The sequence below is a fragment of the Micromonospora sp. RTGN7 genome, assembly GCF_033804645.1.
Lineage (GTDB): Bacteria > Actinomycetota > Actinomycetes > Mycobacteriales > Micromonosporaceae > Micromonospora.
This window is the reverse complement of sequence record NZ_JAPZLF010000074.1, coordinates 1-235: the sequence shown is the minus strand read 5'-3', so window position 1 is coordinate 235 and position 235 is coordinate 1. Positions and strand designations below refer to the sequence as shown.

1 protein-coding gene is annotated in these 235 nt (G+C 67.2%); it reads right to left on the bottom strand.

The window, feature by feature from the left end:
• A partial coding sequence (locus SNR22_RS29260) for a ketoacyl-synthetase C-terminal extension domain-containing protein (protein ID WP_320069902.1) occupies nt 1–235 on the bottom strand: 235 nt, incomplete at both ends.

Below are 235 nucleotides of genomic sequence, written 5' to 3'. Positions count from 1 at the left end.
CCACCGGTGCAGACGCCTCCGCCTCCACCGGCTCCGCCTGCTCCACGATCACATGCGCATTCGTCCCCGAAATCCCAAACGACGACACCGCCGCCCGACGCGGCCGATCCACCGTCGGCCACGCCCGCGACTCCGTCACCAAACTGACCGCACCCGAAGCCCAATCCACCTTCGACGACGGCTCATCCACATGCAACGTCGCCGGCACCACCCCATACCGCATCGCCAACACCAT